The organism is Nitrosococcus watsonii C-113 (assembly GCF_000143085.1).
Classification (GTDB): Bacteria; Pseudomonadota; Gammaproteobacteria; order Nitrosococcales; family Nitrosococcaceae; genus Nitrosococcus; species Nitrosococcus watsonii.
Genome location: NC_014315.1, coordinates 171,900 through 195,614 on the forward strand (window position 1 = coordinate 171,900; position 23,715 = coordinate 195,614).

Below are 23,715 nucleotides of genomic sequence, written 5' to 3' on the forward strand. Positions count from 1 at the left end.
CATCCCTGGTGGTGGACGTTCAAATATTATTGTCCAGCGAAGCGCTGTAGCCAATTGTGTAATTCGCTGCCCCGGCAGCGACTGAGTTTTGGTGCTCGCTGGCGGTAGGCTTTTACGCTTTGCGCATTTCACTCTCTGGAGCAATCACATGACAACAATGATTCAGACACCATACCTTGTGAATCCGATCGAAGACTTCCATCAAATCACGCTAGACCTTGATTTTGGCGGCGGGGCAGGTCGTATCATTTGCGATCCGAACGCCTGTTCTATTGGGCCATTCGGGGATCGTCAGATTTGCACCATGATGGCGCCGGAGTCCGCTGACATAACATTGATTCCATTACGAATTGCCGATCCAACCGGGCGGGGGAGACAGCTTTACAGTATCGCTGGAGACCCGCTTCGGAACGAATTGAACCTTGTCTCGCCTCCCGGCGATACCGGCGACTTCCGGTTGATTTACATTCAACGAAATGGCCAGCGCAGGGTTGTGAGCACCGAGCCGGTTTTCAATCCTATTCCGGGCCACGGTGATGATGATCTCGTATGTTCTCCTCTCGCGCGCAAATTTGATGATACCATTGCCCAAGCAGACTTGCGCCCTGGATTTGTGAGTAACACTTGGATCTTGACCGTTGCAGGCAAGAAGCCAAACCTTAATACTATTGTTAAAATCCGGCCGCTCATCTACATTCGACAGCCTGAGTACTGGGGGTTTGACATTCTCGATTGCCGCCGTGGCGATATCGTGTTGCCAAACGTGGCGCCGTACACCGAATCGCTTGACGTTACTTCGTATCTTGGCACATGCGGGGTCGAAGTGTTCTGGGCAGATGAATCGCAGCGCATTGATATCTCAAAAGCATAGATTAGCGAGCAAGTACTATGAATCGGAGCAGCGAATCAGGCGGTTTCTGAATGGATAATTGTGTATCGCAACGCCTAACAAGGCAAATTTATTCGGGCGGCTAAACGTGGGGTTCGTTTCTCATCCCACTTTTAGCCGCCGGTGATTCGCGCCGACCTATCGAGTCGAAGTTGAACTCCCTGTCGCTATGGCGATGCGAAGCGCCGTCTATCTCCCGTTGGAGCAGAGACCGCACGCGGCTTTGCCCCGTACTCGCTCTGCGCTCATCCTGCGCCCACTTCGCGCGCGGGGTGCCGCCTCAACTTCGCCCCGTTAGGCTCTTAAGAAATGAAGCTCCATGATTTAGAGGAACTGCGGGCTAGAATATCCCGCTTTACTAGTCGCCTAGAAGATAATTCGGGGGTAGGTTTTTCTCATTCATATACGTTTCCCAACGGAGAGACGCACCATTACCGGTTTAACGGGGTGAAGTCGATAGAAGTGTTCGAAGACGACCTCCTATCCGTATTCGTATGGGTCTGGAGTATGAAGGACTACTTAAAGGAGGTTGCCAAGGATAGAGGCACCGATCCTCGCAGGATAGAAGAAATTGTTGATTCGTCTTCAGAGCTACAGATCGTGTCTGACATCGCAAACAGAGCGAAGCACGGAGAACTAAACAAAAGCCGTTCTGGTTACTTTGCGAGGCTTGAGCGTCCTTCACTAACCTGCTCTCAGAAGGGTATTGGAAAGATTACAGTCGGGGCTTTCGACGTGACCTTGGATGTATCCGATCCCAGTGAAGTTGACTACAAGGCGGATATCCGCTCGAAGTCAGGAGCAACGCTCGGGGATGCGTCGAATGTGCTAGAGAAAGCCATTATGGCTTGGGAGACCAAGGGTTCTCAGTATGTGCCGTGAGCCTAACAACTACTTTGATTCCGACGTCTTACCCTTACGCTGCACTTCAGGGAAAGCTGCGGCTCAATATGAGTAACTACGTGTTCTTCAAGTTTCGAGATGTAAATAAATACCTAATTGATTCCCTGGTTAAGGGATATCTGTATTTTGCCCATCCTGATCGCTTGAATGATCCTTTTGATTGTCGAGTTGATATAAAGAGATCTGCACAAAATGCCATAGAAAAACTTTCTGGGAGCAAGAAGGCCAATTTGGCTAAGCTTGCTGGGCTTGATAGATATCTTGACCAAATTCAGAAAGACACAGGCAAGGCGGGTATTTGCTCATTTTCTTTAGAGCTAGATAACTCACTTCTTTGGTCTCACTACGCTAGTGAACACAGGGGACTGTGTTTGACCTATGACTTACCGGAATCATTCCTTGATGATAAATCGAACGAAATAACTGGTGTGGCACCTGTCGAATATGGAGACAGCCCACTAACAGACTGGTTTGTCGCGCATGCACCCGAAAATGGAAATTCAAGTTTTAAGGAGTTTACGCTTGAAGTAGTAAAGAAGGTTCTCACTATAAAAAACAAATGTTGGGATTATGAAAAGGAAGTAAGAATTATCAGGCAAGAGCAGAGTAAATTGACGATTCCGAAAAAATATCTAAAGCAAGTGTGTTTTGGCGTAAATACTCCAAAATCAGATATTAGCCTTATCCGTGAGCTGGTTGACAACTCCGGTTACAAGGTTGGCTATTGCAAGATGGGGAGAAGTGAAAGTGATTTTGGCCTTAGAACAATGGAAATATAACTACACCATAACCGACAGTAAAAAGCAGCATGCCTTCGTCGCCCCGCTTTTTACTGTCGGTTATAGCAAATGTTAGGCGCTACAGGAGGGCTATAATTAAGGCATTCGCGGTATGGATGAGCATCCTTGTGCTGGCCATCGCAAATGGCATGCTTCGAGAGGCGATTTTTATTCCAACACTAGAGAAACCTTCAGGACTCATCCTTAGAGGCGCTCTTCTGTCAGGAGTCGTTCTTGTAGTTGCGTACTTTGCGTTGCCGTGGTTTGGGCGGACGTCGGTTGCAAGGTACGTTGCCATCGGCTTTGGTTGGTTGTGCCTCACCTTGGCGTTTGAGTTCACGTTATGTGCAAGATGTGCAAGGAGCGTAGAGGAGCCCTACGGTATTCAGGGAGAAAGGATACCGGTTCTTCTTTTTCTCGCGGGAAGAACCGAGGTTGCACGTGCATCTTATGTCGGGTGATGGTGAGGCTAAATTCTGGCTGGAGCCTGGGCTTCAGCTCGCACGGAATTACCGTTACACCAGGCAGCAGTTGAAAGAGATCGAGTCCCTAATCGAGGATCACTACAATGAGCTTGTCCGCGCGTGGAAACACCACTTCGGCAGTCGAGGTGACAAACATATCCAGGCATGGCGTCTGGCTGTTGGCACACGACCGGGAACTGTTCATGCCGGAGGAGTTTCCATGGTTTAAGGAGCAACCAGTCAAGGCGATCCTGCATGTTGAGGAACCGTCGTCAGGGCACTTCTACTGGCCTGATATTGATGTGGACCTTACTGAAGAAATCATTGAACATCCAGAGCGGTTCCCGAATAAGGCGAAGAGCGCATAACGCGGCGCTCAAGCAGACGCCCTGCTTCGTCCATCCTGGCACCCCTCCCGCGCGGGGTGCCGCTCAACTTCGACCCGATAGCGCTTCTTGGACATCATCAGGTAAAATTCGGCCATAGCCAAGACCAATAAGTTGATAGAGAAAATCCTACGAGGCCGATCAGATGCCAGCATAGGCGTTGAAGAGTTGCGTTCATTGCTGAAGAGCCTGGGCTTTGAAGAACGTATTCGTGGCAGTCATCATATCTATCGCCGTGTCGATATAGAAGAGCGCTTGAACCTTCAGCATGAAGGCGCCAAAACCAAGCCCTATCAAGTCCATCAAGTACGTGCTGTTATTCTGAAATATCGGCTAGGAGTCGATGACGATGCATAAATACGAAGTGATTATTTATTGGAGTCAAGAAGATAAAACGTTTATAGCTGGGGTGCCGGAGCTGCCTGGTTGCATGGCACATGGACCTACCCAAATGGCGGCATTAGAGAGTGTGAATCAAGCAATAGAGTTATGGTTGGATACCGCACGGGAATTTAATGATCCCATTCCTGAGCCGAAGGGGCGTCGATTACTGTATGCGTAGGGCGCTAACCATTTGCTCAAGCGGACTGCTCTCTTCGGTCGTATCCGCTTAGCTCGGCCATTATAGATTATTAGTAATGGACTAGGGAGTGGACAGTATAATCGGAAAGTCTCTCCCGCCCGTGCAGAAAGTCCAGTTCGATGACGAAGGCGCAAGCTGCTACCGTGGCCCCCAGGCTTTCTACCAGTTCGCAGCTTGCTTTGGCGGTGCCGCCGGTGGCGAGCAGATCATCTACTAGCAGGACGTTATCCCCAGGACCGAGGGAATCGGTATGGGCCTCCAGGCTGGCAGAGCCATATTCCAGCTGATAGGAGATGCTTCGGACTTCATAGGGAAGCTTGCCGGATTTGCGCAAGGGGATAAAACCTACCCCCAACTCCCAGGCGACCAGCGCGCCAAAGATAAACCCCCGCGCCTCTATCCCGCCAACCGCCGTGATACCCTGTTCCAGGAAGGGATGGAGGAGTTGGTGAACCGCTAGCCGTAAGGTGGCGGGGTCTCCGACTAAGGGGGTGATATCCTTGAAGAGGACGCCTGGCTTGGGAAAATCGGGGATATCGCGGATTTTAGTTTTGAGCCGCTCCATCGATGCTTTACCTAAGTACACTAGAATTTGAGGGAGGCACTTTATATGATTAGGGTTAAACAGACAAATGAAACGGACCCCCTGGCTTTTCTGGTGACTATCACAGAAAGTTCGGGCGAGACGAGCCATCAGGTTACCCTTTCACAAGGAACCTATCAAAAATTAACGGGCGGTAAGGTCAGCGCCGTGGACTGCGTTCAGGCGGCCTTTATGTTTTTACTAGAACGGGAACCGCAAGAAGCTATTCTCGGGCAGTTTGATATTACGGTAATTTCCCATTATTTTCCGGATTTTGAGCGTGAATTACCTCGTTATCTGGAGCAGCTATAAGCATGATGGGTCGCGGTATACCCTTTATCTTTAGCTATTATAGGGCGGGGTTGTTGTTGGCCTTAATGCTTGGCGGATGTACATTGTTTGGCGGCGGGGGGGATTCGCCAGGAGGTTATACCCTGGAAGTAGTGCGGGTGCTAGAGCAACCTTCACCCCAGGCCAGGGAACGGATACTAGAGGTGGTTCCCTTTCGGATTAGCCCTCGTTATCGCAGCCGGCTTTGGCTCTACCAGGAGGCAGGCTCTTGGCATCGGGCGGAGGAGGAGCAGGCTTTTCTCATCCCTCCACAAACCTTGGTGACTGACCAGGCGAGTGCCTATTTCAGGCGTTCGGGGTTATTCGGCGCGGTGGTGGAAGGGGAGAGTCGATTACAAGTGACCTATCTTTTGGAAGGTGCGGTAACGGCGCTGTACGGTGATTTTAGCGATCCCACAGCCCCACGGGCCGTGATGGAAATTCAATTCTTTTTAATTGATCCCCGGCTTGATCCGCCGAAAACCCTGCTTAAATCAGGCTTCCGAGCCGAAGCGGAAATCTTGGCGGCAACCCCCCAAGCTCTTATCCACGGATGGAATAATGACCTAGAAAGTATATTAGAGAACTTCGAAAACGACTTGCGACGGTTATTCGATCATTCCTCACGAGGATAGTGAAAAATTGTTGCGCTGGCGTTAGTGTTTCCGGCACCGCCATGGCGCAATATGGTAAGATTCTCTCCGAAAATAGTTTTAAAACTGACTGTTAGCGCTGACAGGAAATTGAGGGCGTTTTGCGATGGATATCCTATAACAATCTCACTGTTTTTTTAGTGATTGTTAAACATGTTTCGTTTTAGCACAAACCTACTACATTTAAAACCGCTTTGTAAGGATTAGCGTTTTTTCACCTTATTACCTACCAAAGCGCGACTGAATTCCACGGAGACCGAACACCCATAATGGATGAGATAGCCCAGGAAGTTTTCCCGGTTAATATTGAAGATGAAATGAAGCACTCCTACCTCGATTACGCCATGAGCGTTATTGTAGGTAGAGCATTGCCTGATGCTCGTGATGGCTTAAAACCCGTGCATCGACGGGTATTGTATGCTATGCGGGAATTGGGCAATGATTGGAATAAGCCTTATAAAAAATCAGCCCGTGTGGTAGGCGATGTCATTGGGAAATATCATCCCCACGGGGATGCGGCGGTTTATGATGCCATCGTGCGGATGGCCCAGCTTTTCTCCATGCGCTGCCCTCTAATCGATGGACAGGGAAATTTTGGCTCTATTGACGGTGACTCTCCTGCAGCCATGCGTTATACCGAAGTGCGTATGGCTAAAATTGCCCATGAGTTGTTAGCCGATCTCAATAAGGAAACCGTCGATTTTGTTCCTAATTATGACGAGTCCGAGCATGAGCCAGCGGTTCTTCCAGCCCGTATACCTAATCTATTGGCAAATGGTTCTTCGGGAATCGCCGTGGGTATGGCGACCAATATTCCGCCCCATAACCTCGGTGAGTTATTGAATGCCTGCATTGCCCTTATTGATGATCCCGCTTTGAGCATTGCTGGGCTAATGGCCCATATTCCGGGACCTGATTTTCCCACGGCGGGGATAGTGAACGGTATCCGTGGTATCCAGGAAGCTTATCTGACTGGCCGGGGGCGAATCGTCATGCGAGCCCGGACCCATGTGGAAACCGATGAGGGCAGCGGCAAACAAAGCATCATCGTCACCGAATTGCCCTATATGGTCAATAAGGCCCGTTTGCTGGAGAAAATCGGCAATTTGGTTAAGGACAAGAAGATCGTGGGCATTGTAGGGTTGCGGGACGAATCGGACAAAGATGGCATGCGCATGGTGGTGGAGCTGCGCCGGAGCGAAATGCCGGAAGTGGTGTTAAACCAACTTTATCTTCATACCCAATTACAGAGTGTCTTTGGCATTAATATGGTGGCTTTGGTCGATGGCCAGCCCCAGTTGCTTAATCTCAAGCTGGCCCTGGAAGTCTTTTTGCGGCACCGCCAAGAGGTAGTGACCCGGCGGACCATGTTTGAGTTACGCAAGGCGAGGGAGCGAGCCCATGTGCTGGAAGGGTTGGCCATTGCCTTGACTAATATTGATTCGATGATCGCTCTTATTAAGGCGTCTTCAAGTCCGGCCGAGGCCCGGGATGGGTTGATAGCGCGTTTTTGGCCGCCAGGCGTTGTGATTGATATGCTGCAGCGGGCAGGCGCCGCATCCTCCCCGCCGGAGGAATTGGAAGCCGCTTATGGGCTGCAACGGGACGGTTATCGTTTATCTCCTGCTCAAGCTCAAGCCATTCTTGAGATGCGTCTCCATCGTCTAACGGGGCTAGAGCAAAGTAAAATTATTGATGAATATGAGCAGGTGATCATTTTTATCTCCGAGTTACTGGAAATTCTAGCTAATCCGGAACGACTCATGGCCGTCATCCGGGAAGAGTTAATGGAGATGCTAGAGCAATACAGTGCTCCACGCCGCACTGAGATTCAGGATAATTATGTGGATCTGCGCTTGGAGGATCTCATCCAAGAAGAAAATGTAGTGGTGACCTTATCCCATAGTGGTTATGCTAAATCCCAAACTTTAGACACTTACCGTTCGCAGAAGCGAGGGGGTAAGGGTAAGTCAGCGACGGCGATGAAAGAAGAAGACTTTATCGACAAGCTCTTTATCGCCAACACCCATGATACCCTGCTATGCTTTTCGAGTCGGGGCAAAGTGTATTGGAAAAAAGTCTATGAACTGCCCCAAGGGTCACGGATAGCCCGGGGTAAACCCTTCGTCAACCTCCTGCCTTTGGAGGAAGGAGAGCGGATTAATACGGTATTATCTATCCGTGAATTCGAAAAAGACAAATATATTTTTATGGTAACTGCCTTGGGGGTGGTCAAGAAAACTTCCCTGGCTGATTTTTCCCGGCCCCGTTCCAGTGGCATTATTGCCCTAGATTTGAGAGAGGGAGATCAATTGGTGGGAGCGGATCTTACCGATGGCGAACAGGAAATCATGTTGTTTAGCTCGGGGGGTAAAGTGATTCGCTTTTCGGAGCGGGATGTGCGGCCTCTTGGGCGTACGGCCCGGGGCGTTAAAGGTATGGAATTGCCCTCGAAACATCGAGTGATTGCCCTTATTATCGCGGCGAGCGGTACTATTTTAACGGCGACCGAATTGGGTTATGGTAAGCGGACAGCCATCGCTGAGTACCGTCTCCAAGGCCGGGGAGGGAAGGGCATTATCTCTATTCGGACGACCCCACGGAATGGTGCAGTGGTTGGAGCGGTGCAAGTAGAAAAGGAGGATGAAGTCGTGCTTATTAGCAATGGGGGCACGCTTATTCGTACTCCAGTGGATAATATTTCTCTTATGGGGCGTAATACGCAAGGCGTTAAACTCATTAATCTCCAGGAAGGGGAGCGGCTGGTGGGTATTGAGCGCATCGTTGAAGATGGAGAGGCTGGAATATAACGAGACCAGCGTGCTAGGAATATTAAAGAGGATATAAGACTATGACTCGTGTTTACAATTTCAGCGCTGGACCGGCCGTGTTGCCTGAAGAAGTCATTATCCAGGCCCGCGACGAAATGCTTGATTGGCATGGTACCGGGATGTCAGTGATGGAGATGACTCATCGTGGCAAGCAATTTATGGCCATTGCCGAGCAGGCTGAAGCCGATTTTCGGGAACTATTGGCTATCCCGGAAAATTACAAAGTTTTGTTCCTTCAAGGGGGAGCTACTAGCCAGTTCGCGATGGTGCCTATGAATTTACTACAGAACAAGAAACAGGCGGATTATATTTGTACCGGGCATTGGTCTAAAAAAGCTGTTGTCGAAGGGCGCCGATTTGGCGAGATTAATTTAGCGGCCAGCTCCGAGGATACGGGCTTTCAGCATGTTCCTCCTCATCAGGATTGGAAGCTAGATCCAGAAGCTGCTTATGTTCACTACACACCTAATGAAACCATTGCCGGAGTAGAATTTCATTGGATTCCTGACTCAGGAAAAGTGCCTCTAGTAGCTGATATGTCCTCTACTCTTTTGTCACGTCCATTAGATGTCAGTCGCTTTGGCGTCATTTATGCGGGAGCGCAAAAGAATATTGGCTGCGCGGGTCTAACCGTGGTCATAGTGCGGAATGATTTGATAGGACGGCCCCTGGTCGGGACTCCCGCCATGTTTGATTACCAAATCCATGCAGACCATAATTCCATGTATAACACGCCGCCCACTTACGCTTGGTATGTGGCCGGACTGGTCTTTAGCTGGCTAAAGCGGAAGGGGGGACTTGCCGCAATAGCAAAGGTAAACCAAGCTAAAGCAGATACCCTTTACAGCTTTATTGACAGTAACGATTTTTACTACAATCCAGTAGAGCGGGCTTTTCGCTCTCGCATGAATGTGCCTTTTATTTTGTCCGAGCAGCAGCTTGATGAGATTTTTCTGGAGGAGGCAAAAAAAGCGGGGCTGACTAATCTGAAAGGACACCGTTCAGTGGGAGGAATGCGGGCAAGCATTTACAATGCTATGTCCCAGGAAGGGGTTGAGACTCTGGTGGAGTTTATGAAAGAGTTTGAACGTACCCGGGCATGAAATGAATGTTTTCGAGCCAAGCTCGCTACCCATTTTTGCTCAAGAAGGATGGGGGAGGAATTGCATTATCGATTAAACCAGGGGGGTGGCGGATAACCGCATGTATAAGATACTCACGTTGAACAATATTTCTATCGTAGGGCTGGAGCGCTTGCCTCGGGATAAGTATGAGGTGGCCTCCGAGATTCAGCATCCAGATGCAATTCTCGTGCGTTCTCATAATATGCATGAGATGACTATTCCACCTACGCTCAAGGCGGTGGGGCGCGCTGGCGCTGGGGTTAACAATATTCCGGTAACGCGCTTGAGCGAAGAGGGGGTGCCTGTGTTTAACGCTCCTGGTGCGAATGCCAATGCAGTCAAGGAAGCCGTGCTAGCAGGTCTGTTGATATCTGCCCGTAATATTTGCCAAGCTTGGGATGCTGCCCGCACTTTGGTTGGCACCGATAAGGAGATTCACCGGGAAGTTGAGGCTCAGAAGAAGCGTTTTGTAGGCGTTGAGCTACCCGGGAGGACCTTGGGGGTTGTCGGCCTCGGATCTATTGGCGTTCAGGTGGCCAATGCCGCCTTAGCACTTGGTATGCGGGTGGTCGGGTATGATCCGCAGATCACGGTACAGCGTGCCTGGGCCCTCTCCGCGCAGGTTGAGCAGGCCACTAACCTGGACCATTTATTGTCCCAGGCTGATTTTTTATCCCTGCATGTTCCGTTGCTGGAGGCTACCCGAGGTTTGATTAACCGGGAACGGTTAAGAAATATAAAGCCGGAAGCAAGACTTCTCAATTTTGCGCGGGCGGAAATCGTTGATGAAGATGCTGTGGTGGATGCTATAGAAGAAGGGAAGATCGCGGCTTATATTTGCGACTTTCCTAGCAATCGCTTAAAAGGGCATTCCCAAGTGATTGCCTTGCCCCATCTTGGCGCATCTACTTATGAGGCGGAAGAGAATTGCGCGGTGATGGTGGTGGAGCAGATTCGCGAATTTCTGGAAAATGGTAATGTGCAAAACTCGGTGAATTTTCCAGAGGCCGTGTTGCCTCGTACTGATAGCTGGCGGCTTGCAATTGCCAACGCCAATATCCCTACTATGGTTGCTCAAATTTCTACTCACCTAGCTGAAGCAGGCTTGAATATTATCGATATGCTGAATAAGTCCCAGAGTAATTTAGCTTACACGCTCGTGGATGTGGATCGCCCTATTCCTAAGTATCTAGTGGATGGAATCAGAGCTGTTCAGGGAGTCCTATCGGTGCGGGCCTTGTGATTGATTACAAAGATAACTTGAGCAGGGTTCATTTTATTTTTAATGGACGATAGTCAACAATTAAGGGAGATTCGGGCGCGTATAGACGCTTTGGATGAACAACTTCAATGCCTCATCAATGAACGCGCCGAGCTTGCCCGCCAAACGGCACAGATAAAACAAGCAGTTGGTTTGGGGGAAAATTGTTTTCGCCCGGAGCGGGAAGCCGAAATTTTGCGGCGGGTTATTGCGCGCAATCGGGGACCGCTCAGTGGGCAGGAAATGGCCCGCTTATTTCGGGAAGTTATGTCAGCCTGCCTGGCGCTTGAAACGCCCCTGGTGATTGCTTACCTGGGTCCAGAGGGAACCTTTACCGAGGCTGCAGCGCTTAAGCATTTTGGTCATTCAGTAAAAACCCGACCGCTTATGGCCATTGATGAGGTTTTTCGTGAAGTGGAGGCCGGTACGGCTTATTATGGGGTCGTCCCGGTAGAGAACTCCACGGAAGGAGCCGTGACCCACACGTTAGATCGGTTTTTGGTCTCGCCCTTACAGATTTGTGGTGAGGTAGAATTGCGCATCCACCATCATTTGCTTAGCAGAAACGAAACCATTACCGAAGTAAACCGATTATATGCCCATCAGCAAACGCTGGCACAATGCCGAGAGTGGCTGGATGCCCACCTGGCAGGATGTGAGCGTATCCCCGTCAGCAGCAATGGGGAAGCGGCGCGGCGAGCTGGGGATGAATCTGGTTGCGCCGCTATTGCGAGTGACCGGGCCCGCGAGATTTATGGGCTTCGCGCTTTGGCGAGCAATATTGAGGATGAACCTGGCAATACCACCCGTTTTCTTGTGATTGGCTCTCAAGCCGTGGTTGCTAGCGGGAATGACAAAACGTCGTTGCTGGTCTCAGGCCCGAATCGCCCCGGTTTATTGTATAATCTACTGTGCCCCTTGGCGGAGTATGGCATTAGCATGACCCGGTTGGAGTCTCGTCCCTCACGGCGCCAGCTTTGGGAATACGTGTTTTTTATTGATGTTGAAGGACATATAGACGATTCTAATCTAACTACCGCGCTGGCTACGCTCAAAGAGCGGGCCTCCTTTCTCAAATTATTAGGTTCTTATCCACGGGCGGTAATATAAGAAGGTACCATGATGAATGGCTGAAAGCTTATTTTGCCAGCTTGCGGCAGCAGGGGTGCAAGGACTGACTCCCTACCAGCCTGGAAAACCTATTGAGGAATTGGAACGGGAGTATGGGGTACGGGGTGCGGTTAAGTTGGCCTCTAACGAAAATCCTCTGGGTCCCAGTCCCCTGGCAATAGATGCGATTTATGGGGTGCTTAGAGAAAGTGGCCGTTATCCTGATGGCAATGGCTTTGCGCTTAAGGCTGCTCTTTCTCAATGCTTAGGCGTTCCCGCTAATCAGATTACTCTGGGTAATGGCTCCAGCGATTTGCTGGAGTTTGCGGCTCGGGTGCTAATTTCACCTGAGCATGAAGTGATTTATTCTCAATATTGCTTTGCTCTCTATCCCTTATTGATTCAGATTTTGGGAGCCAAGGGTCACGTTGTGTCGGCGAAGGGTTTTGGTCACAATTTGGAGGCCATGGCTAAAGCGGTGAATAGCCAGACGCGGCTGGTTTATATCGCCAATCCCAATAACCCTACGGGTACTTGGTTGCGCTCCGATGAGCTAGAAGCTTTTTTGGCTGCTTTGCCAGAGCACGTTTTGGTGGTCTTGGATGAGGCCTATTACGAGTATGTAAACGAAACTCAATACCCTTATTCTCTGGCCTGGATGAGTCGTTATCCTAATCTGATGATCACCCGCACCTTCTCTAAAATTTATGGCTTGGCTGGTTTACGCATAGGTTATGGGGTGTCTCATCCAGATTTAGCGGATTTGATGAATAGAGTTCGCCCCCCCTTTAACGTCAATAACTTAGCTTTGGCTGCAGCCACGGCTGCTTTGCAGGATCACGATCATTTACAGCGTAGTCGGAAGGTAAATCAGGCCGGAATGGCGCAGTTAACGGCGGCTTTTACCGCGTTGGACTTGGATTATATTCCTTCGGTAGCTAACTTTGTGACTGTCAATGTGAGGAAATCAGGCGATAAAGTTTATGAAGATTTGTTGCGGCATGGCGTGATTGTAAGACCGATGACGGGATATGGGCTACCAAGGCACGTGCGGGTTACCGTGGGAAGGGAAGAAGAAAATACGCGCTTTATTCAGGCCCTTGAAAATGTTCTTGAGGAATTTAGGTGATCCAGCGTCTCTGCATCCTAGGAGTAGGGTTAATTGGGGGCTCTTTGGCGCTGGCTCTAAAGCAGGCCAAAGGAGTAGGCGAGGTTGTCGGTTATGAAAGAGACCCCTTTGCTAGGGACAAGGCCCTTTCTTTGGGAATCGTCGACCGTGCTGAGCTTCATCTTGCGGAAGCGCTTCGGGGAGCCGATATGGTGGTTTTGGCCGCGCCGCTTGGAGCTATGGAAGAACTATTGCAGGCAATGGCGCCTAGTTTGAAGCCAGGGATGGTAGTGACCGATGTGGGGAGCGTCAAGGGAAGTGTGGTTACCGCTGCGCGGGCTAAATTAGGGACGCGCATCGTCGATTTTGTGCCTGGCCACCCTATCGCTGGGACAGAAAAAAATGGCCCGGAGGCCGCTTTTGCCGATTTGTTTCACCTCCATAAGGTACTTCTTACGCCTTTGCCTGAGAGTCGCGCCGTGGCCGTGGGGATGGTAAGAGCGATGTGGCATCAGGTGGGAGCTGAGGTAATAGAAACCAGTATTTCCCATCATGATCGAGTGCTGGCGGGAACCAGCCATCTTCCCCATATATTAGCGTATACTTTAGTGGATATGCTGGCTAAGTTAGGGGAAACGCAAGAAGCCTTACAATTTGCCGCAGGAGGATTTCGGGATTTTTCTCGTATTGCCTCAAGCGATCCCAACGTGTGGCGGGACATCTGTCTTGCTAATAAAGAACCTTTGCTAGCGCTCCTGGAGCGATTCAGGACTGAACTTCACGGTATAGGCGAGGCTATTCATCGCAACGATGGGGCAAAGCTGGCGGAGATTTTCGCTCGAGCCAAGACTGCTCGGGATGCGCATTATGAGCGTTAGCTGGAAATATTTTGAGGGGCAGGGAGAATAGCTATGCAGCCTATCGAAGAAGTATCGCAAGATACGATGGCTTTTGTGGTGGAGCCGGGGGGGGCGCTGAGCGGCCGGTTACGGGTTCCCGGGGATAAGTCTATCTCCCATCGGGCTGTTATCTTGGGCGCATTGGCAGAGGGCGTCACCCGGATCACTGGCTTTTTGGAGGGAGAAGATACGCTGGCAACGCTGCGGGCCTTTCGGGATCTCGGAGTAAGCATTGAAGGACCTGAGGGAGGCCGGGTAGAAATACATGGCGTAGGTATGCAGGGTTTACAGGCACCGGAAGAACCCCTCTATTTAGGTAACTCAGGAACGTCAGCGCGATTACTTGCCGGTCTTTTCGCTGGCCAATCCTTTGATGTCATACTTAGGGGCGATGAGTCTCTTTCCCGCCGTCCCATGCGGCGAGTCTGTGACCCCTTAGCACGAATGGGTGCTTTTATCGAGACGACGGCTCAAGGCACTCCCCCTCTGCACATTCATGGTAGACAGCCACTTTATGGTATTGAGTATGCTATGCCGATGGCCAGCGCTCAAGTCAAATCCAGCCTGTTATTGGCGGGACTTTATGCATCAGGACGAACCTGTGTGATTGAGCCTGCTCCGACACGGGATCACACGGAGCGCATGCTGGCCGGTTTTGGTTATCCAGTAGAGCGAGAAGGCGCGAAAGTGTGTATCCAAGGAGGAGGATCGTTGTATGGTACTGTGGTTGAGATTCCTGCGGATATTTCTTCGGCGGCCTTTTTTATGGTGGGAGCCGCGATTGGCAAGGGTTCTGATATTTTGCTGGAGCATGTGGGTATCAATCCGACCCGGACAGGAATCGTTGATATTCTCCGGCGTATGGGAGCAGATATTGAAATAAAAGAAACGGGGGTGGTTGGTGGCGAACCGGTAGCGGCGATACGGGTCCGAGCTAGCCGGTTGCATGGGATTAATATTCCTGAAGACCTTGTTCCGTTGGCGATAGATGAATTTCCGGCCCTCTTTGTAGCCGCGGCTTGTGCCGAAGGCGAGACAGTGCTGGCTGGAGCTGGAGAGCTGCGAGTTAAAGAAAGTGACCGTATCCAGGTGATGGCTGATGGTTTGCAAGCTTTGGGAATTTCTGCCCAGCCTACGGCGGATGGAATTATTATCCAAGGAGGGAAATTGCAGGGGGGAGAAGTCCATAGTCACGGCGATCACCGATGCGCTATGGCTTTTGCTATGACTTCCCTGGTGGCTAAGGGGCCTATTATTATTCGCGATTGTGCCAATGTAGCCACTTCTTTTCCGGGGTTTTTGGAGTTAGCTTGTGGTGCTGGTTTAGTCATTCGCAGCAGGGAATAAATTAGGTACTCAATTTTTATGTCACCTTATAAACTTATAGTTTTCGACTGGGATGGAACCTTAATGGATTCGGAAGCGCGAATTGTGGCGAGTATGCGTTCTGCAATCCATGATCTCAGCTTCCCCTTTCGGGAAGACGCGCAGCTGCGCAATGTGATTGGCCTAGGCTTGCCAGAGGCGCTGGCCATGCTTTATCCAGATGGGGATAAAGTGATGAGAGGTGCGTTGGTTGAGCGCTACCGTCATTATTATCTGAGTGCCGATCCAACCCCTAGCCGACTTTTTGAGGGTGCTGAGGAATTATTAAAAAAATTGCGCGAGCAGGGTTATCTAATGGCTATTGCTACGGGTAAGGGGCGTAGTGGCTTGGATCGGATATTACCAGAGGTAGGGGTTGCCCACTATTTTTGCGCCAGCCGCTGCGCTGATGAGACGGCTTCGAAGCCTAATCCCCGGATGTTATTGGAAATTATAGCGCAAACCCAGGTTGAGCCTGGAGAGACACTGATGGTTGGCGACACCGAATATGACTTGTTGATGGCCAAATACGCGGGAACCGATGCTTTAGCGGTAAGTTATGGCGTGCATGAAAAAGCACGTTTACAACGCTGTGGTCCCGTGGATTGCGTTGATTCAATCGCCGCTTTAGGGGATTGGTTTTCAGGGCCTGTCTACGACTCTGCACGTAATGTAAGCTGTCGTCACGGTTGAAGATGGCCGCTATAATGGCTATTACTACTCCTTTCTTCTATGGTGTCTCAAGGATAAGGGGACAATGGGGATGAGTAAAGACATCCCCGTGATTACGGTAGATGGCCCTAGTGGTTCAGGGAAAGGCACCTTAGCGCAGCGGCTAGCGCAGCATTTAGAATGGCACTATTTAGATAGCGGCGCGATGTATCGGGTATTGGCTTTGGCAGCGGATAAACATAGCATTGCGCCAAATGATTCTCAGCAGCTAGAGGCTTTGGCTCAGAATCTAGATGTTCGATTTATATCGGGTCTAGGGGGAATGCCAGCACGAGTGTTTTTAGAAGACGTGGAGGTGGGAGATTCTATCCGCAGGGAGGAATGTGGTAATGCTGCCTCAAAGATTGCTGCTTTGGCTGAGGTACGGAGGGCCTTGTTGATGCGGCAGCGGGCTTTTCGTAAAACACCAGGCTTAGTGACCGATGGGCGAGATATGGGAACAGTGGTGTTTCCAGAAGCAGCCTTAAAAATTTTTCTTACTGCTAGTCCATACGAACGAGCGCGAAGGCGTTATAAGCAGTTGAAGGAAAAAGGCATAGGTGCTAATCTAAAAAATTTAGAGAAAGAAATTGCCGAGCGGGATAGGCGTGATTGCGAGCGTAATATTGCTCCGCTCAAGCCGGCTGACGATGCTATAATACTGGATTCTACGAACCTTGCTATTAAGGATGTATTTCAGCAAGTGTTACCATGGTTGTCAGGAAAGAATACGTGATTTTAGGGTAGTTCGTGGCAAATACCACGGGCCAAGATTAAACAAGTGGCTCCGCGAATTGTGGAGTATTTAGCTGGTTGGCATGGGTATTCGCTAACCAAGGGTTTTGGTGAATCAATGGGCGAAAGCTTTGCAGAGTTGTTTGAGGAAAGCCAGGCGGATATGCCGATGGCACCAGGTTCTATTGTAACAGGCACTGTCATGGAAATTCGTTCCGACGTTGTGATTGTCAATGCTGGATTTAAGTCCGAGGGAGTGATCTCTGCGGAACAGTTCCGTGATGAAAAGGGAAATCTGAATATCTCTGAGGGTGATTTAGTCGAAGTTGCTCTGGAAGCTATTGAGGATGGTTTTGGTGAGACCCGTCTTTCTCGCCAAAAGGCCAAGGAAGCCCGAGTCTGGAATGATCTTGAAGGAGCCTTTGAGGCCGGCGAGACTATTACTGGCGTGCTGACTGGCAAGGTTAAGGGCGGTTTTACAGTGGATTTAAATGGGGTTCGTGCATTTCTACCCGGATCATTGGTAGATGCTCGCCCTGTGCGCGACACTGCCTATCTTGAGAGCAAAGAACTTGAATTTAAACTTATCAAGCTGGATCGTCGGCGCAACAACATAGTGGTTTCACGCCGTGCGGTCATGGAAGCCGAGTACAGCGCGGAGCGGGAGGCGCTCTTATCTAGTTTAGGGGAAGGAAAGACGGTGAAGGGCGTCGTCAAGAATCTTACTGATTATGGCGCCTTCGTGGATTTGGGAGGGTTAGATGGACTGCTCCACATCACGGATATGTCGTGGAAACGAATCAAGCACCCTTCCGAAGTCGTGAATATTGGCGATGATATTACCGTTCAGGTGCTTAAATTCGATAAAGAGCGCCAGCGCGTCTCCCTCGGACTTAAGCAAATGGGAGAAGATCCCTGGAAGGATTTGGCGCGACGTTACCTTGATGGTACTCGCCTCTTTGGTAAGGTAACGAATGTTACCGACTATGGTTGTTTTGTGGAGATTGAAGAGGGGGTGGAAGGTTTGGTTCATATGTCAGAGATGGACTGGACCAATAAGAATATCCATCCCTCGAAGATGGTTCAAGTTGGTGAGGAAGTTGAGGTGGTGGTGCTTGATATTGATGAGGAGCGCCGCCGTATTTCCTTAGGGATGAAGCAATGCAAGCCTAATCCATGGGAAGAGTTCGCCCATAGATATAATAAGGATGATCGCGTTGCTGGCGAGATTAAATCCATCACTGATTTTGGCATTTTTGTCGGCTTAGAAGGGGGTATTGATGGCCTCGTTCATTTATCTGATATTTCCTGGTCGGCTTCAGGCGAAGAGATAATCCGTGATTATAAGAAAGGCGATCAGGTTGAGGCGGTTGTTCTGGCCATTGATCCAGAGAGGGAGCGCATTTCTCTAGGAGTCAAGCAGCTTGAGGACGATCCTTTCTCCAGCTATATTGCGACCTATCCTAAAGGTAGCGTAGTTAAGGGGGTAGTCAAGGTCGTTGATACTAAGGGTGCGGTCATTGAGTTGGCTGCGGGCGTGGAAGGGCACCTGCGTGCCTCGGAAATTGCTCGAGAGCGTATAGATGATGCTCGTACTTCCCTCAATGTAGGGGATTCTATAGAGGCTAAATTCACTGGCATTGATCGCAAGAATCGTGTGATCACCCTCTCTGTTCGTGCTAAAGATGTAGAGGAGGAGGCAGAAGCTATTAAGGAGTACTCCGGCACGGGTGCGGAAGCTGCTTCGACTACATTGGGCGATATCCTCAAGGAACAAATGGAAAGGCAAGAGGAGGAAAGCTAGAAATAATAGTTTTTTCCTGCCGAGGCTCATGGGGCGTTGCCCGGAGCTTGTTGTGGTATGTGGTTTTGGGAGCGCGTTATTTATGACCAAATCGGGATTGATCGAAAGGCTTGCCCAGCGCCAAGCGTTGTTATCCTATCGCGATGTAGAGCTAGCGGTCAAGATGCTGCTGGAAGTGATGAGCCAGGCTTTGGCACAAGGTGAACGTATCGAGATACGAGGGTTTGGGAGTTTTTCATTGCATTATCGCCCACCACGGAGTGGACGCAACCCGAAGACGGGTGATACTGTGCCATTGTCCTCTAAATATGTCCCACACTTCAAACCTGGGAAAGAGCTGCGAGAACGGGTTGATCGTGGTGGATCTATTTAGGGTTTTTCGGTTGCTTTCCAACCCCACTTTAAATTGCTAATCATTTAGTGGGATTTTAGCGAATGAAATTTAGTTTGGATGAGCGAGCAGATGTTTATACGGTAAGCGCTTATGGCCCTGGATATGTGGAGTTTAGGATACCTGCTTTTTCTATAAGAGAACCTGAGCGCCTGCAAAGTAAGGGTCTAAAGGGAGATAGTGGCAAACAAAAAATATGCCGAAATGTGGTGGTTTCGCCGGGAAGATTGCAGGAGTGGCCTCCTGCTTCCTTTGCTGAATTAGAGAAGAATCATTTTCAAGCCTTTCTGGAGATGGAACCAGAGGTGGTGGTAGTTGGTACGGGTGAGCAATCTCATTTCCTTTCTCCCCGCCTGATAGAACCTTTGTTAAGTCACCAGGTAGGGGTTGAGTTTATGGATACTGCAGCTGCCTGCCGAACTTATAATATTCTTGTTGGTGAAGGCCGACGGGTAGTGGCAGCGTTATTTATAATCAGGCAGCTCTAGTAGGCTATTTAAATAAAACCTCAACTGAAATACCTTCTTTAGCCAGGATGCGGCGCAACCGTTTGAGGGTTTCAAGCTGGATTTGGCGAACCCGTTCTCGGGTTACACCAATGGCTTGGCCTACCTGCTCCAAAGTTTGTGGCTCATAGCCTTGAAGGCCAAAGCGTCGAATGACAACTTCTCGCTGCTTGTCGTTGAGTTGGCTTAGCCATAGTTCAAGGCGGGCTTGCATATCATCGTTTTGTAGTAAAACGGTAGGGTCGGGCGCGCCTTCATCAGGCAGAGCATCAAGTAAGGTTTTTTCCTGATTGTTTCGGTAGCCCGTATCCATGGAAGCAGTATTGTCTTTAAGGCTCCACACACGTTTAATTTCTTCGACGGGCTTATCTAACTGCTGAGCTAGCTCTTCAAAGCTAGGATCGTGTTCTAATTCTTGTGCTAGTTTATTCGCTACTCGCTGATAGCTCTTGATTTCCTTTACCACGTGAACGGGTAAGCGCACGGTGCGTGTTTGATTCATGAGCGCCCGTTCAATAGTTTGCCGTATCCACCATGTGGCATAAGTAGAGAAGCGAAAACCCATCTCTGGATCGAATTTTTCCACAGCATGGATTAAGCCTAAATTCCCTTCCTCGATTAAATCGAGGAGCGCCAAACCTCTATTCATATAGCGCCTTGAAATTTTAACGACGAGCCGCAGATTGCTTTCAATCATACGTTTACGTCCAGCAGAATTTCCTTTTTTAGCAAGACGCGCATAGTAGACTTCCTCTTCCGCTGTCAGCAAAGGAGCAAAGCCGATTTCACTTAGGTAAAGGTGCGTAGCATCAAATTCATGATCATTTAGAGACTGGCTTTCCCGTGTATTCTCAGGGCTTGTGGACAGATATTGGGGGTCATGTTCCTGTAGCGCTATTTCGGATTTGCTTATAGACAAAGCCTTTTCTCCTATAATTTAGTTATAGACGTACTCGCAGTTTACATTTTCACTTTTCCCCTCGGATATTCTAAGGCTTAGTACTTATATGTAAGCAGCGAGCTTATCCCTTATTAAGAAAACCTTTTATGATTTCCTAAGTATGGTACTCTCAGCGCTTAGTGGATTACATAAGGAGAATCCCTTACATAGAGAGATCCTTCTCATTTCTCTAAGTGTGGGAATTTATCTTCAACTTCGCTGTTTTTTATACGATCCCATTGGTCCGCATCTGCCGGTGGCTCTTTGCTTTCGGTAATGACTGGCCAGCTTCTTGCTAATTCAGCATTGATTTCCAAATATTTTTGATGTTCCTTAGGCACATCATCTTCTGAAAAAATAGCCTCAGCCGGACATTCCGGCTCGCATAATGTGCAATCGATGCATTCGTCTGGATCGATGACCAGAAAATTGGGGCCTTCATGAAAGCAATCGACCGGGCATACTTCAACACAGTCGGTATATTTGCATTTGATACAGTTTTCAGTTACTACGAACGTCATAAAAACTCTCTCCTGTTCAGCGCATGTCTCTCGTGCTTGTGTTCCGGGATTGGCCAAGCTAGTAAATAATTTATAGAGTTGTTTGCGCTTAGCTATATCATTAACATTTTAATCCCAATTTCCCATCCTGGCGAGAGTAAAATATTGGACAGATTATTAGAGAGTTCAGGTATGATGTATCTAGGGTACAGTGTCTAGGGGGAGGAGGCATGCGAAGAATTTTTTATTTTTTTATTTTTGTTTTTGTTTTTGTTCTAGGGCTCACCTTTGCAGGACGTCACGCCGAGCCCGTCGCAATCGATTACCATTTCGGCCAGCTACATGTCCCATTGTCCTTGCTTCTCGCTCTTATTTTGCTGACAGGAACAATACTTGGCATACTTGCCAGCTTAATTACGATCATAAGATTGAGGCGTGAAAATAGGAGGCTGCGCAAATCAATTAGGTGGGTTGAAAAAGAGAATGCCAACCTGCGGACGATTTCTCTTAAACATGAGCAATAAATGTGATCGAATGGTTATTGTTGCTGTTACCTGTGGCAGCGGCTTCGGGATGGCTGGCGGGTAAACGCAGTGCAGAAACCGTAAATGCGGGTAGTCATTCCCAGCTAAATTCTGCCTACTTTGCCGGTCTAAATCATTTGTTAAATGAGCAGCCCGATAAGGCTATTGATACCCTGCTTAATGTTTTGGAAGTAGATAGCGACACGGTAGAACCTTATCTAGCATTAGGTAATCTATTTCGCCAGCGCGGGGAGGTAGACCGGGCAATTCGGGTTCATCAAAACATCATTGAGAGGCCTTATTTAAGCAGCTCGCAAAGAGGACAAGCCCTTTTAGAGTTGGGTTTGGATTATATGCGCGCGGGAATGTTGGATCGGGCTGAAAGCTCTTTTCTTGAGGCACTTAAGCGAAGAAGCCACATAGGAATTACCCTGCGCCAGTTACTTGATCTCTATCAGCAGGAAAAAAATTGGTATCAAGCTATTGCTATGGCCCAGAAGCTGCGCGAGGAAAGTGGTGAAGCGACGGAATCCATGATCGCTCATTTTTATTGTGAACTTGCAGAACAGCGTTGGGTCCAGAGACAAGCTGCGGAAACGACCTGGTTTATCAAACAGGCGCTGGCCTCAGATTGGCGCTGTGTTCGGGCAACTCTGCTCCAGTCCCGTTTAGCAATAGAGAAAGGTGATTATAAGAGGGCTATTCGCTGCTTACGGCAGGTCGAGAGGCAAGATCCAGACTATTTGCCGGAGATATTAAAGCCGCTTTCGGAATGTTACCGGCATCTTGAGGGTCAAGATGAGTTTTTTTTCTGGCTAACTGAAGCATCAGAGCGACATCCAGGATGTACTTCATTGATTTTAGCCAAAGCGGCATACTTACAGCAGCGGGGAAAACAGAAGGAGGCTCGCTATTTCCTGATCGAGCAACTTAGAGTATATCCTTCCGTTGAAGCACTTCAGCAGTTGTTAGCTTTAGGAGTGCCAGAGGATATTGAAGCTGCCTCAGAACCTTGGTCTTTAATAGAAGAAGTGGCTAGCCGCCTGTTGAAAGCCAAATTAAACTACGTTTGCGGTTTTTGCGGATTTGGCGGCAAGTATCGCTATTGGCAATGCCCAGGTTGCAAACGGTGGGGGACCGTTAAACCCTTGGCCTTAGGTACTTAATCTACGCGGTATTGATCTATATAATATTGATAATATTAGCTTATCCAGGATTAAATAAAATATTTAGGGTTTAATTCAGCGTTCTGGCCAAGGTTAGCTCGCCAGAACTCAATGGGAGAGAAAAATTAATGTCTCAAGTCTCTATTTATCATAATCCCCGCTGCAGTAAATCTCGACAGACGTTACAATTGCTTCGTGAGCAAGGCATAGAGCCAGTCATTATAGAATATCTCAAATCGCCTCCAACACCGGCACAACTGTCAGAAATTCTCCAGTTATTAGATAAACAACCGAGAGACTTAATGCGCCAGAAAGAGGCTGAATATGAAGACAATGGGCTTGATAATCCGAGTCTTTCTCGGGAACAGTTAATTGCAGCCATGCTTGCCTACCCTATTCTTATTGAGCGGCCTATCGTGCTAGCTAACGGCAAGGCCGCTATTGGGCGGCCACCAGAAAAAGTACTCGAAATTCTTTAAGTTGAGATACAAGTCAATGCCAGAAATTCTTATTCTTTATTACAGCCGCTATGGCAGTGTAGGGGCCATGGCTGAACGGGTAGCCCGGGGGGTGGAGGAAGTGGAGGGTATGCAAGCGCGGCTGCGAACTGTGCCAGCGGTGTCTACCGTCTGTGAAGCAGTAGAAGATGCGATACCTGCAAGCGGTCATCCTTACGCAAGTCATGATGATCTGCGAGAATGCGCAGGGTTAGCTTTAGGAAGCCCAACCCGATTTGGGAATATGGCGGCTCCTCTTAAATATTTTCTCGATAGCACCAGCACGTTATGGCTTTCAGGGGCTTTGGCGGGTAAGCCAGCCGCCGTATTTACCTCAACTTCCAGTTTCCATGGCGGGCAAGAATCCACTTTATTATCCATGATGATTCCCCTGCTTCATCATGGCATGGTGTTATTAGGAATTCCCTATACTGAACCGGCCCTCATGAATACCCAAGAAGGAGGTACCCCTTATGGTGCTAGCCACGTTGCCGGTGCAGATAACGATTTACCGCTGAGTGAGAGCGAGACTATTTTATGTCGCGCGCTAGGACGGCGGTTGGCTCAGATGGGGATTTCATTAGCGTCTACACGGCAGTGAGATCGCTTAGCTTTGATCCTCCGCTGATCTATACAAAATGCGGCGTTACAGGTAATTAAAACAGGATATCTT

The 23,715-nt window shown here is 49.2% G+C and carries 29 protein-coding genes; 26 read left to right on the forward strand and 3 right to left on the reverse strand.

Annotated features, from left to right (window positions below):
* The first annotated feature begins 148 nt into the window (after window positions 1–148).
* The 8 genes from NWAT_RS15530 (at window position 149) to NWAT_RS00790 (ending at window position 3,983) form a co-directional block, all read left to right on the forward strand.
* On the forward strand, window positions 149–871 hold the full coding sequence (locus NWAT_RS15530; RefSeq protein WP_013219246.1) for a hypothetical protein: 723 nt from the start codon (window positions 149–151) through the stop codon (window positions 869–871).
* Window positions 872–1,198: 327 nt separating this feature from the next.
* Window positions 1,199–1,771 (forward strand): hypothetical protein, encoded by a 573-nt coding sequence (locus NWAT_RS00765; protein ID WP_013219247.1) that lies wholly within the window; start codon window positions 1,199–1,201, stop codon window positions 1,769–1,771.
* Window positions 1,772–1,839: 68 nt separating this feature from the next.
* The gene (locus tag NWAT_RS00770; protein ID WP_041350364.1) at window positions 1,840–2,571 is read left to right on the forward strand and encodes a DUF2971 domain-containing protein; all 732 of its coding nucleotides are present in this window, start codon (window positions 1,840–1,842) and stop codon (window positions 2,569–2,571) included.
* 29 nt (window positions 2,572–2,600) lie between these two features.
* Window positions 2,601–3,032: a hypothetical protein gene (locus NWAT_RS16925; protein ID WP_013219249.1), complete on the forward strand. Its 432-nt coding sequence runs from the start codon at window positions 2,601–2,603 to the stop codon at window positions 3,030–3,032.
* The gene (locus NWAT_RS17230; RefSeq protein WP_232420291.1) at window positions 3,022–3,264 is read left to right on the forward strand and encodes a DUF4160 domain-containing protein; all 243 of its coding nucleotides are present in this window, start codon (window positions 3,022–3,024) and stop codon (window positions 3,262–3,264) included. Before NWAT_RS16925 ends, NWAT_RS17230 begins: the two co-directional genes overlap by 11 nt.
* Window positions 3,146–3,403, forward strand: coding sequence for a DUF2442 domain-containing protein (locus NWAT_RS00780; RefSeq protein ID WP_232420292.1), 258 nt, complete (start codon window positions 3,146–3,148; stop codon window positions 3,401–3,403). The genes NWAT_RS17230 and NWAT_RS00780 overlap by 119 nt, the downstream gene beginning before the upstream one ends.
* Before the next feature lie 132 nt (window positions 3,404–3,535).
* Complete coding sequence (locus NWAT_RS00785) at window positions 3,536–3,778, forward strand: type II toxin-antitoxin system HicA family toxin (RefSeq protein ID WP_232420173.1); 243 nt, start codon at window positions 3,536–3,538, stop codon at window positions 3,776–3,778.
* The gene (locus NWAT_RS00790) at window positions 3,771–3,983 is read left to right on the forward strand and encodes a type II toxin-antitoxin system HicB family antitoxin (RefSeq protein WP_013219252.1); all 213 of its coding nucleotides are present in this window, start codon (window positions 3,771–3,773) and stop codon (window positions 3,981–3,983) included. Before NWAT_RS00785 ends, NWAT_RS00790 begins: the two co-directional genes overlap by 8 nt.
* Window positions 3,984–4,053: 70 nt before the next feature.
* Here NWAT_RS00790 and NWAT_RS00795 read toward each other — a convergent pair whose 3' ends face one another.
* Window positions 4,054–4,569, reverse strand: coding sequence for an adenine phosphoribosyltransferase (locus NWAT_RS00795; protein ID WP_013219253.1), 516 nt, complete (start codon window positions 4,567–4,569; stop codon window positions 4,054–4,056).
* A gap of 45 nt (window positions 4,570–4,614) precedes the next feature.
* On the opposite strand from NWAT_RS00795, the gene NWAT_RS00800 reads away from it, so the two are divergent.
* The 14 genes from NWAT_RS00800 (at window position 4,615) to NWAT_RS00865 (ending at window position 19,397) form a co-directional block, all read left to right on the forward strand.
* Window positions 4,615–4,899: a hypothetical protein gene (locus NWAT_RS00800; protein ID WP_013219254.1), complete on the forward strand. Its 285-nt coding sequence runs from the start codon at window positions 4,615–4,617 to the stop codon at window positions 4,897–4,899.
* A gap of 2 nt (window positions 4,900–4,901) precedes the next feature.
* On the forward strand, window positions 4,902–5,552 hold the full coding sequence (locus NWAT_RS00805) for a hypothetical protein (protein WP_013219255.1): 651 nt from the start codon (window positions 4,902–4,904) through the stop codon (window positions 5,550–5,552).
* 287 nt (window positions 5,553–5,839) lie between these two features.
* Window positions 5,840–8,380, forward strand: coding sequence for a DNA gyrase subunit A (gyrA, locus tag NWAT_RS00810; RefSeq protein ID WP_013219256.1), 2,541 nt, complete (start codon window positions 5,840–5,842; stop codon window positions 8,378–8,380).
* A 41-nt stretch (window positions 8,381–8,421) separates the two neighbouring features.
* The gene (serC, locus tag NWAT_RS00815; protein ID WP_013219257.1) at window positions 8,422–9,504 is read left to right on the forward strand and encodes a 3-phosphoserine/phosphohydroxythreonine transaminase; all 1,083 of its coding nucleotides are present in this window, start codon (window positions 8,422–8,424) and stop codon (window positions 9,502–9,504) included.
* 100 nt (window positions 9,505–9,604) lie between these two features.
* Window positions 9,605–10,768 (forward strand): 3-phosphoglycerate dehydrogenase family protein, encoded by a 1,164-nt coding sequence (locus tag NWAT_RS00820; RefSeq protein ID WP_013219258.1) that lies wholly within the window; start codon window positions 9,605–9,607, stop codon window positions 10,766–10,768.
* A 42-nt stretch (window positions 10,769–10,810) separates the two neighbouring features.
* On the forward strand, window positions 10,811–11,896 hold the full coding sequence (gene pheA, locus NWAT_RS00825; RefSeq protein WP_013219259.1) for a prephenate dehydratase: 1,086 nt from the start codon (window positions 10,811–10,813) through the stop codon (window positions 11,894–11,896).
* A gap of 16 nt (window positions 11,897–11,912) precedes the next feature.
* On the forward strand, window positions 11,913–13,025 hold the full coding sequence (hisC, locus tag NWAT_RS00830; RefSeq protein WP_013219260.1) for a histidinol-phosphate transaminase: 1,113 nt from the start codon (window positions 11,913–11,915) through the stop codon (window positions 13,023–13,025).
* Entirely contained in the window at window positions 13,022–13,882 is an 861-nt protein-coding gene (locus NWAT_RS00835) for a prephenate dehydrogenase (protein ID WP_013219261.1), read from the forward strand. The genes hisC and NWAT_RS00835 overlap by 4 nt, the downstream gene beginning before the upstream one ends.
* A gap of 33 nt (window positions 13,883–13,915) precedes the next feature.
* Window positions 13,916–15,250 (forward strand): 3-phosphoshikimate 1-carboxyvinyltransferase, encoded by a 1,335-nt coding sequence (gene aroA / locus NWAT_RS00840; protein WP_013219262.1) that lies wholly within the window; start codon window positions 13,916–13,918, stop codon window positions 15,248–15,250.
* 18 nt (window positions 15,251–15,268) lie between these two features.
* The gene (locus tag NWAT_RS00845) at window positions 15,269–15,961 is read left to right on the forward strand and encodes an HAD family hydrolase (protein WP_013219263.1); all 693 of its coding nucleotides are present in this window, start codon (window positions 15,269–15,271) and stop codon (window positions 15,959–15,961) included.
* A 70-nt stretch (window positions 15,962–16,031) separates the two neighbouring features.
* A complete protein-coding gene (gene cmk / locus NWAT_RS00850) occupies window positions 16,032–16,715 on the forward strand; it encodes a (d)CMP kinase (protein ID WP_041350820.1) in 684 nt (227 codons plus the stop codon).
* A gap of 117 nt (window positions 16,716–16,832) precedes the next feature.
* Complete coding sequence (rpsA, locus tag NWAT_RS00855; RefSeq protein ID WP_013219265.1) at window positions 16,833–18,518, forward strand: 30S ribosomal protein S1; 1,686 nt, start codon at window positions 16,833–16,835, stop codon at window positions 18,516–18,518.
* Between the two features lie 82 nt (window positions 18,519–18,600).
* Window positions 18,601–18,891 carry an integration host factor subunit beta gene (locus NWAT_RS00860; protein WP_013219266.1) on the forward strand — a complete coding sequence of 97 codons (291 nt, stop codon included), beginning with the start codon at window positions 18,601–18,603 and terminating at the stop codon, window positions 18,889–18,891.
* A gap of 62 nt (window positions 18,892–18,953) precedes the next feature.
* Entirely contained in the window at window positions 18,954–19,397 is a 444-nt protein-coding gene (locus NWAT_RS00865) for an Mth938-like domain-containing protein (RefSeq protein WP_013219267.1), read from the forward strand.
* Window positions 19,398–19,401: 4 nt separating this feature from the next.
* Here NWAT_RS00865 and rpoS read toward each other — a convergent pair whose 3' ends face one another.
* Together rpoS and fdxA are read right to left on the reverse strand one after the other, a co-directional pair.
* Window positions 19,402–20,334 carry an RNA polymerase sigma factor RpoS gene (gene rpoS, locus NWAT_RS00870; protein ID WP_013219268.1) on the reverse strand — a complete coding sequence of 311 codons (933 nt, stop codon included), beginning with the start codon at window positions 20,332–20,334 and terminating at the stop codon, window positions 19,402–19,404.
* A 203-nt stretch (window positions 20,335–20,537) separates the two neighbouring features.
* Window positions 20,538–20,876 (reverse strand): ferredoxin FdxA, encoded by a 339-nt coding sequence (fdxA, locus tag NWAT_RS00875; protein WP_013219269.1) that lies wholly within the window; start codon window positions 20,874–20,876, stop codon window positions 20,538–20,540.
* Window positions 20,877–21,085: 209 nt separating this feature from the next.
* On the opposite strand from fdxA, the gene NWAT_RS00880 reads away from it, so the two are divergent.
* The 4 genes from NWAT_RS00880 (at window position 21,086) to wrbA (ending at window position 23,643) form a co-directional block, all read left to right on the forward strand.
* Window positions 21,086–21,379, forward strand: a complete 294-nt coding sequence (locus tag NWAT_RS00880) for a lipopolysaccharide assembly protein LapA domain-containing protein (RefSeq protein ID WP_013219270.1) — start codon at window positions 21,086–21,088, stop codon at window positions 21,377–21,379.
* Window positions 21,380–21,381: 2 nt separating this feature from the next.
* Window positions 21,382–22,545 carry a lipopolysaccharide assembly protein LapB gene (gene lapB / locus NWAT_RS00885; RefSeq protein ID WP_013219271.1) on the forward strand — a complete coding sequence of 388 codons (1,164 nt, stop codon included), beginning with the start codon at window positions 21,382–21,384 and terminating at the stop codon, window positions 22,543–22,545.
* A gap of 128 nt (window positions 22,546–22,673) precedes the next feature.
* Window positions 22,674–23,024: an arsenate reductase (glutaredoxin) gene (gene arsC, locus NWAT_RS00890; RefSeq protein WP_013219272.1), complete on the forward strand. Its 351-nt coding sequence runs from the start codon at window positions 22,674–22,676 to the stop codon at window positions 23,022–23,024.
* A gap of 16 nt (window positions 23,025–23,040) precedes the next feature.
* The gene (gene wrbA / locus NWAT_RS00895; RefSeq protein WP_013219273.1) at window positions 23,041–23,643 is read left to right on the forward strand and encodes an NAD(P)H:quinone oxidoreductase; all 603 of its coding nucleotides are present in this window, start codon (window positions 23,041–23,043) and stop codon (window positions 23,641–23,643) included.
* The last annotated feature ends 72 nt before the right edge of the window (window positions 23,644–23,715 follow it).